Below are 8,334 nucleotides of genomic sequence, written 5' to 3'. Positions count from 1 at the left end.
ATACTATTCAATGGGTAATTAGTGGAAAAGTGGTAGCTGGTGCTCTTGATATCGGAACTTTTATGGAAATTCCGGAAGAAAGCCGACAAGCAATGCTAGTTTTAGCACAGAGCGATAAAGTAGCTCGTCATATAGCCTTAGTTAGAGCTGACCTGAAACCTGAAATGATTGAGGCCATCAAAACTATCCTGATTGAAATGGACAAAACACCAGAGGGACAAGAAGTATTGAAGAAATTTGAGAAAACAGCCAAATTCGACAATTTTCCGCCGGAATCAAGCATAGAAAGAATGCGAGAATTGTATGAACTTGTTCAGAACAGGTAAATTAGATGGGCCGATTCAGGATTGGACAAGGGTCGCTAGCCACAAAGTTAACGCTAGCTATGACAAGTTTAGTTGTCATAGTAGTGGCTGGTGTCACTTGGCTATCAGTTTATCGTCAGCAACAAAATTTTTCCAATGAATTGAAGCAACAAGCTGAAATTTTACTTAATACTTTATCTATAACGGTGAGAGATTCTCTCTACAAGCTAGATGCTGATTTTATGGAAGAAATCATGGAGCAGCTTGGGGAAGATAAAGTATTAGCAGCAGGGCGGATCTACGATAAAGATGGAAGAATTGTTGCTGATGCTTATGGGGAGAGCACCTTAGTTTACAATATTGAACCCGATCCTTTTGGAAAGCGTTTACTCAAAAGTGATAAAACAATTTTTGAGTGGGAGTCTACTCAACTTATTGCTGGTAAGGCAGTAGTTCTTGGGAGGAAAAGACCGGGAGCTGTTAGTGTAGGTTTGTCTACAGCTCCCTTAAATCAGAAAGTTTCTACTGTGCGTAATCAAGGTGTTATGGTCGCAGTGGTGGCTGCTACTGCAGGAACTTTTCTGGCACTGCTAATTAGTCGCTCTATTACTGAACCTCTCAAGGAAATGACTACAGCTACTAAGCGCTTTGCCTCTGGAGACTTGACTCAAAAGATGGAGATTTCTACTAGGGATGAATTAGCAGTATTGGCAGAATCATTTAATAGTATGACTGCTCAACTGCGAGAATTAATTCAGAGTAAAGAGAAGCTAATTGGTAGTTTAAAGCAGAGGGCTGAAGATTTACATCAAAGTGAGGCAAAAAACAGAGCACTTCTTAATGCTATCCCCGATCTAATATTTTGGTTCAGTAGGAAAGGAATGTTTCTTTACTATAAACCTTCTAGAAAAGATGAATTTTCTTGGTCTAGTAATGAGTTAATAGGTAAAAAAGTTTCCGAAATTTTGCCAGAAAATGCTGCTAAACAATACTTACAATATATTGATGAAGCACTTGAAACAGGGGATATTAAAATTTTTGAATATGAGTGGTTTTTCGAGGAAAAACGCCATCATTTTGAGGCTAGGATAGTAGCAAGTGGTAAAAATGAAGTTTTAGCTATTGTCCGAGATATTACTGAAAGTAAGTTGGCGAATATACAGTTGCAACAAGCTAAAGAAGCTGCTGAAGCTGCTAATATATCTAAAAGTCAGTTTCTTGCTAGTATGAGCCATGAGTTAAGAACACCCCTCAATGCAATTATTGGTTATAGCGATTTGCTCAAGGAAGAGTCTGAAGATTTAGGTTATGAAGATTTTATTCCCGACTTAGACCAGATTAAAACTTCTGGTTTACATCTACTAGCAATTATTCAGGATATATTGGATATTTCTAAGTTAGAATCAGGACAGATGACTATGTATGAAGAAGAATTTGATATCCCTACATTTATCAATGAAGTTCAGAGTATTGTACAACCATTAGTTAAGAAAAATAGTAATTCTTTTGAGATTTATTGTTGTAACGAAATTGGCACTATATTTGCTGACCGAACAAAGCTTAAGCAAGTTTTGATCAACCTATTGAGTAATGCAAGTAAGTTTACTCACGAAGGTATAATAACTTTAAAAGTAGTTCGGGAATATAATATAAAGCATAATGGCAATGGTAGTAATAAATTAGCAATAGAATCAGCTAATGTTTCAGATGATCGGATATTAAATCAGATAATTTTTAGTGTGACTGATACTGGCATAGGTATGACGCCACAGCAGATTGAAAAAGTATTTCAGCCTTTTGTACAAGCGGATAATTCTACAACCCGTAAGTATGGCGGAACTGGTTTAGGTTTGTCTATATGTCAAAAATTCTGTGAAATGATGGGTGGCAGAATTACAGTAAAAAGTTGTGTGGGTATTGGTTCTACTTTTACTGTAAACCTGCCAACTGTGGTGACATTACAACCTGAAAATATTTTAAGTTCTGAGTTATCTAAAATTAGGGAGTAGGGAGTGGGGAGTAGCTTACAAGGGTATGTTTTTTATAATTATGCCTTTCATAAACTGTGCCTAGTTATCAATTTTTTTTAGTTAAAATTAACACAAGTAACTCAAATTTAATCCACGCAAAAAAAATCAAATTTTATAACAGGAGTTAATAATAATGTCTCAATTACAACAAGTTGAAAAAGTTAAAGTACGAAAAGCTGAAGCAAGAGGACACGCAAATTATGCTTGGCTCAATACCCATCATACATTTTCTTTTGCAGACTATTTTGACCGTGAATATATGGGGTTTCGTTCCCTGAGAGTAATTAATGAAGATAGGGTGACTCCTGGTGATGGTTTTGGAACTCATGGACACCGAGATATGGAAATTATTACTTATGTTTTAGCAGGAGCATTAGAACATAAGGATACTATTGGTGAAGGTGGTGTACTTTATCCAGGAGATGTACAACACATGAGTACAGGTACGGGAATTATGCACAGTGAATATAATCACTCAAAATCTGAGGATGTTCACTTTTTACAAATTTGGCTACTACCCAATTCTAGGGGTTTAAAACCAACATATAATCAACGTTCTTTTGATATAGCAAAAAACTCTGGGAAATTAAATTTAGTTGTTGCTAAAGATGGTAGGGATGAAGCATTAAAAGTTAATCAAGATGTGGATTTATTTGCAAGTGCTTTGAAACAGGGAGATCGGATTTATTATGCTTTTCCAGCTAACCGTTATGGATGGGTACAAGTTGCTCGTGGGGAAGTAGATATTGAAGTAGATACTAATGAAAAGTTATCTCTAAAAGCTGGTGATGGTGTTGCTTTAAGTGAAATTAAAGAGGTTTCTATTTCAACTAATTCAAATGGAGAAATTCTTTTATTTGATTTGGCATAAATAGAGAGGAGTCAGGAGAGAAGAGTAGGAAGTTTGAAGATATTAAGATGATAAAGTTTTTTATCACTAATTATCTGGATATGATATAGAAGAAAGCTAAATATATCGTAGGGGTTTGGAGACCAAACCCTCAAATAATTACCGAATTAATGTTTTTTTCTCTACTCTCCTGCTCCTCTACTCCCTTGCTAACTTTTCACCCATTCTAATAATTTGTCCTGCCAAAATAGCTGCCCCAAAACCATTGTCAATATTTACAACGCCTATTCCTGGGGCACAAGAATTTAACATTGTTAATAGGGGAGCTAAACCATCAAAGTTAGCACCATAACCTACACTTGTAGGTACTGCAATAACAGGAGAATCTGCTAAACCTGCTACTACACTTGGCAAAGCACCTTCCATTCCTGCTACTACAATTAATACATCTGCTTCTGCAATTAAATGTTTATTACTTAATAATCTGTGAATTCCTGCGACTCCTACATCCCAAAGACGCTTGACTGAAAAACCACAAAGAGTTGCTGTAACTGCTGCTTCTTCTGCTACTGGTATATCGGCAGTACCTGCACTTAATATTGTAATTATACCTTTGTGTTTTGGAGTAGGAGAATCTGATATAATTGCACAAATTTTTGCCTCCTCATAGTAATAAAGATCGGAAATTTTATCTTGCAACTTTTCATAAACTTCTGGTTCAATTCTTGTTGCCATTACTATAGGATTTTTTGCCCTCATTACCTCCATAATTTTGATAATTTGTTCTGGTTTTTTTCCTGGTCCCCAGATGACTTCAGGAAAACCTGTTCTGATATTTCTATGGTGGTCTATTTTGGCAAAATCTTCGACCTTTTCAAAGTCAAGATTCTTGAGTTTTTCTAGGGCTGATTCTGGAGTAATATCTCCTGTAGCAACTCCTTTTAATAATTGCTCTAAAGCTTCAGATTTCATAATTTTAAATAATCAAACTAATAATTGAGAAAATTTTGTAATTTACAAGTAGTGTACCTGACTATACACAATATCCTGTTATGAGAAACAGGGTTTGTGGGAGGTCGATGTTAGTCTAGTAGTGGACTGACACAACTAAAATAGTGCGTTACGACGGATTGCTAAATCACTTTCATAGTATGAATTTAAGCCGTCTAACACACCCTACAATTTTGCACAAAATTAGCTGTGTCAGTCTAGTAGTGTCGTGTCAAGCTTGAAAATGTGGATTAAAAAACCTAACCCCCCAACCCCCTTCCCTGCAAGGGAAGGGGGAGACTTCTCCCGAGAGGGGTTGGGGGAGAGGTCTTCGCTTGTTGCTCGCTCCTAACACACCATTTCAAGCTTGATACGCTAGTAGGGTGCGTTAGCGAAGCGTAACGCACCGAAATATTTGGGATAGCTACTAAAGGTGCGTTACGGCGCCATGTAATTTTTGACAGTTCAATAGTAGTTTGTGGTAAGCGCCTTTTCATGTTGCGCAGCAAAATGCACTCTACTAGCTAAACTCTTAATCCGTATATCCGTGCCATAATTCGTGTTAGCAATCAATCAGAAATTTTCAGTTCATATAAATTCCAGAACCCTCCACTTAGCTCAGTATAATTAATCCCTTTAATCCGGTCACGAATAGCATCAAATTCTAGAGGATTTACCATATAAATAAAAGGTAATTCTTCAGCAATAATTTGTTGGGCTTGACCATAAAATTCTTTGCGTTTATCTTCATCTAAAACTTGAGATGCTTGTATATAAAGATCATCTATTTGTTGTTCCCAGTCGTTTACTTTCCAACCTTTTATTTCTTCCTCTCCCGGTTGAGGTCCTTGATTAAAAGTATGTAATCTACCATTTACAGACCAGATATTATAACCACCATGAGGTTCAATGCTTCCTCCTGTAAAACCTCCCAGATAAGCATCCCAATCTCTAGATAAGGAGAGTTTTCTTACATAAGTATTAAAGCTGAGAAATTGCGTATTTATTTTCATACCTAATTTCCCTAAATCTTGATTGATTTGGGTTGCCATTTGTTCTCTGACTTTCCGACCCGCACTTGATAGTAAGGTAAATTCTACTTTATTACCTTCACTATCTAATAATTCACCATTTTGATTATATTTAAAACCAGCACCAAGCAAAAGTTTTTTTGCTTTTTCCGGGTCGTAATTATAAATTTTTAAGTCCTCTTCTGGGGATAAATAAAAAGGACTTGTAACAGGAATTGGAGAATACTGAGGCGCACCTAATCCACGATATATATTATTTGTCATTGCCTCTCTATTAATCCCATAAGCGATCGCTTGTCTAAAAGCTTTTTTATTAAACCATCGAGATTTAATCGGGTCTACAAATGGTTGACCTTCAGCATTTTTCGCCTGATTTATATTAAAACAAATAAAGCTAGAAGCAGGTGTCGGACCACCATTATATATAGTATATTTGCCTCGTTTTTCTTCTCGTTTCAACAGAGGATACATTTCTGCTATTACTGGAATTGTGTCTAGTTCTCCAGAACGAAAATTTAACAGTTGATTATCTGTATTTTCGATTACTTGCCAGACAATATTTTCAATATAAGGCAGATTATTTCCCCCATCGTCTTGGCGCCAGTAAAAGGGATTTTTTTCTAAGATAATTCGTTGATTTGGAGTATAACTTTTGATGCGATACATACCATTACCAACAATTTCTGTGACTGGGGTATCAGTTCCCCATTTTGTTAGATAGTTTAATTCTCCTTCTGAATTAGTAGTACGAACTGATTCTTTTAAAGCATGAGCAGGTAGGATAGGTAATCCTCCAGCATATCTGACAAAAGGAGCAAAAGGTTCGGGAGTGGAAAATTCTACACGGAGATTATCTATTTTTTTTACTGTTGGTAAAGCACCACTTTGACCGATTCTGAGAATGTCTTTAAAACTGCTAGGAATTTTATCATTGAGATATATTTCGTTATAGGAAAATACCACATCATCAACAGTTAAAGGTTCTCCATCTGACCACTTCAAATTTTCTTTTAAAGTAATAACTATTGTTTGTCCGTCTTCGGAAACTTCCCAGGATTTAGCTAATGCTGGTTCTAATTCTCCTGTTACACCATTTTCAATAATTAAGCCGTCATAAATATAACCAAAAACACTATATGCTGACTGATTTAATGGATAGTTAAAAGTAGAAGCATCGCTTGGGGTGGAAACTACTAGACGAGATTGATAATTTGATGGAGTTGTTCTACAAGCACTGAGGAAAAATATTAAAATAACTGTGAATAAAATTGTTAATTTACGATAATAGTTTTGTTGGATATTAAATTTAATCATTTTGAGTTGATATATCTCTACAATCAGATAATACCAAATTACAGCACTTTTCGTTTGAGTAGACTACAAAGCTAGTTTTGTAGTAGACTGACACAGCTAATTTTCTACATTAGAGCAGGTTTACTTAAACTTAGGGTAAGGATTGAACTTTCGATTAAAAACCCGCTCCTAATATTGTACTATTGAAGTTGGTCAGAGGGCTTAAATTTAGAATTTGAAATGGATTTAGCAATCTGTCGTAACGCACCATTTTAGATGTGTCAGTGCAGTAGGGGATTTGGTTTCCAAACCCTATTTTATTTTGGGCTTGGAGACCAAATATTTACAGTTTTTTTCATGAATAATTTCTTATGGTTATACAATCAAAAGCTGTTAAATAATACCATTTTCATAAAATATTACTACAGTGATAGAAAAGGTGAAAAGAGATAGGAAACGCCGGAACCAGGAAAGATAAATAGACAAAAAATGGATAAAAAAAAATAATTTTGACAATAAATACAAGCCATAAAGTATCAACCTGTAGGAATAAATCACAAAGAATGAATGTAACAGCCTGTTGTGAATTTGGTATAAGGAAGGAAGATTGTAACAATATGAATTATAGTTAGTTTGAGGTTCTAAATAGTTAATTATTTCTAGGAAAGATCGGGGCGGTAGCAAAAAAATGGTAACTGGTAAAATTAAATGGTTTGGTGGTTTTAATAATCAACGGCAAACCCGAAATAATTTTGGTTTTATTGAGCTCGAAGAAGGAGATATTGATCGAGATATTTATGTTAACCGCCGTGAAATTCCACAAGATTTACAAATACTTTTAGAAAGAGATAACGGAGAAGGAGTTTATGTTTGTTTTGATTTGGAAGAAAACTCTCAAAAGTTTGAGGCAATAAATGTTGAATTAAAGAAATATACTGGAGTTGTCATTAGTTTTTCGGGGGAACAGGAGAAGTTGCCACAAAATCTGATGGCTTTTTCCATTTTAAATCTTTTAAAGAATTTTCATCTGGAGACTATGTTTCTTGTGGTTTGCGCCATACCTCTGAGTCTGAGAAAAAGAAAGCTGTAAAGGTGAAAAAAATACCTGCTGATAGTGAATATAATGAAATTATTAATCTATGTGTTAATAACAATGATTCCAAGATTGCTACATCTTTGTTCTTGGAATATGTAAATACTTTACCATCAGCAGAAGCAATAGAAAAAATCAGAGAAAAGCTCTATCATTTTGACACTGAAGGTAAAAAGCTATTAACTAATAAAATTATTCGGGATTATGAAAGATTTTTAGTTGAATCTTCTGAGTTAAGAAATGAAATTATTAATCTATGTGTTAATAACAATGATTCCAAGATTGCTACATCTTTGTTCTTGGAATATGTAAATACTTTACCATCAGCAGAAGCAATAGAAAAAATCAGAGAAAAACTCTATCATTTTGACACTGAAGGTAAAAAGCTATTAACTAATAAAATTATTCGGGATTATGAAAGATTTTTAGTTGAATCTTCTGAGTTAAGAAATGATTTATACATTTATAGTAAAAATGAGTTCGCTAATTATGCTGACTTTGTTAATAAATATCTCAAAGATACTAATACTAATGAATCTCTGAAGCAACAGCTATCAAATGAAGTTAGGGAAAAAATTCCTAGAGATACTGAAGAAAAACGTTCTATATACTGGGAAAAATTTGGCGATTTAGTAGAATATCAAGGCTTTCTGTGGAACATTGCGCCTATAGAGCATAAAAGACGAGCTATACGAAACTTCTACAAGGAATTTTTTCAAATAGTCATTAACTTTAATAATTC

7 protein-coding genes are annotated in these 8,334 nt (G+C 34.8%); 5 read left to right on the top strand and 2 right to left on the bottom strand.

Annotated elements, in window-relative coordinates; translation table 11 throughout:
- The 3 genes from F6K22_RS23110 to F6K22_RS23100 form a co-directional block, all read left to right on the top strand.
- The coding region (locus tag F6K22_RS23110) for a PhnD/SsuA/transferrin family substrate-binding protein (RefSeq protein ID WP_293103259.1) at positions 1 to 326 on the top strand (326 nt) is incomplete at its 5' end.
- A 59-nt stretch (positions 327 to 385) separates the two neighbouring features.
- A complete protein-coding gene (locus F6K22_RS23105; RefSeq protein WP_293103256.1) occupies positions 386 to 2,314 on the top strand; it encodes a sensor histidine kinase in 1,929 nt (642 codons plus the stop codon).
- A gap of 154 nt (positions 2,315 to 2,468) precedes the next feature.
- A complete protein-coding gene (locus F6K22_RS23100) occupies positions 2,469 to 3,206 on the top strand; it encodes a pirin family protein (RefSeq protein WP_293103253.1) in 738 nt (245 codons plus the stop codon).
- Between the two features lie 177 nt (positions 3,207 to 3,383).
- Here the strand turns inward: F6K22_RS23100 and larB are convergent, their stop codons facing one another.
- Complete coding sequence (gene larB, locus F6K22_RS23095) at positions 3,384 to 4,157, bottom strand: nickel pincer cofactor biosynthesis protein LarB (RefSeq protein ID WP_293103250.1); 774 nt, start codon at positions 4,155 to 4,157, stop codon at positions 3,384 to 3,386.
- A gap of 587 nt (positions 4,158 to 4,744) precedes the next feature.
- The gene (locus tag F6K22_RS23090) at positions 4,745 to 6,520 is read right to left on the bottom strand and encodes an ABC transporter substrate-binding protein (RefSeq protein ID WP_293103247.1); all 1,776 of its coding nucleotides are present in this window, start codon (positions 6,518 to 6,520) and stop codon (positions 4,745 to 4,747) included.
- Positions 6,521 to 7,187: 667 nt separating this feature from the next.
- Between F6K22_RS23090 and F6K22_RS23085 the strand changes: the two genes are divergently transcribed.
- Positions 7,188 to 7,589 (top strand): S1 domain-containing protein, encoded by a 402-nt coding sequence (locus F6K22_RS23085; protein WP_293103244.1) that lies wholly within the window; start codon positions 7,188 to 7,190, stop codon positions 7,587 to 7,589.
- A gap of 2 nt (positions 7,590 to 7,591) precedes the next feature.
- On the top strand, positions 7,592 to 8,334 hold a 743-nt coding region (locus F6K22_RS23080; protein WP_293103241.1), incomplete at its 3' end, for a hypothetical protein.

The organism is Okeania sp. SIO2F4, from assembly GCF_010672385.1.
Taxonomy (GTDB): domain Bacteria; phylum Cyanobacteriota; class Cyanobacteriia; order Cyanobacteriales; family Microcoleaceae; genus Trichodesmium.
This window is presented reverse-complemented; position numbering and strand designations above follow the sequence as displayed.

Coding starts and splice junctions, on each gene's coding strand:
- F6K22_RS23105 (WP_293103256.1), top strand. CDS start 386: ATGACAAGTTTAGTTGTCATAGTAGTGGCTGGTGTCACTTGGCTATCA.
- F6K22_RS23100 (WP_293103253.1), top strand. CDS start 2,469: ATGTCTCAATTACAACAAGTTGAAAAAGTTAAAGTACGAAAAGCTGAA.
- larB (WP_293103250.1), bottom strand. CDS start 4,157: ATGAAATCTGAAGCTTTAGAGCAATTATTAAAAGGAGTTGCTACAGGA.
- F6K22_RS23090 (WP_293103247.1), bottom strand. CDS start 6,520: ATGATTAAATTTAATATCCAACAAAACTATTATCGTAAATTAACAATT.
- F6K22_RS23085 (WP_293103244.1), top strand. CDS start 7,188: ATGGTAACTGGTAAAATTAAATGGTTTGGTGGTTTTAATAATCAACGG.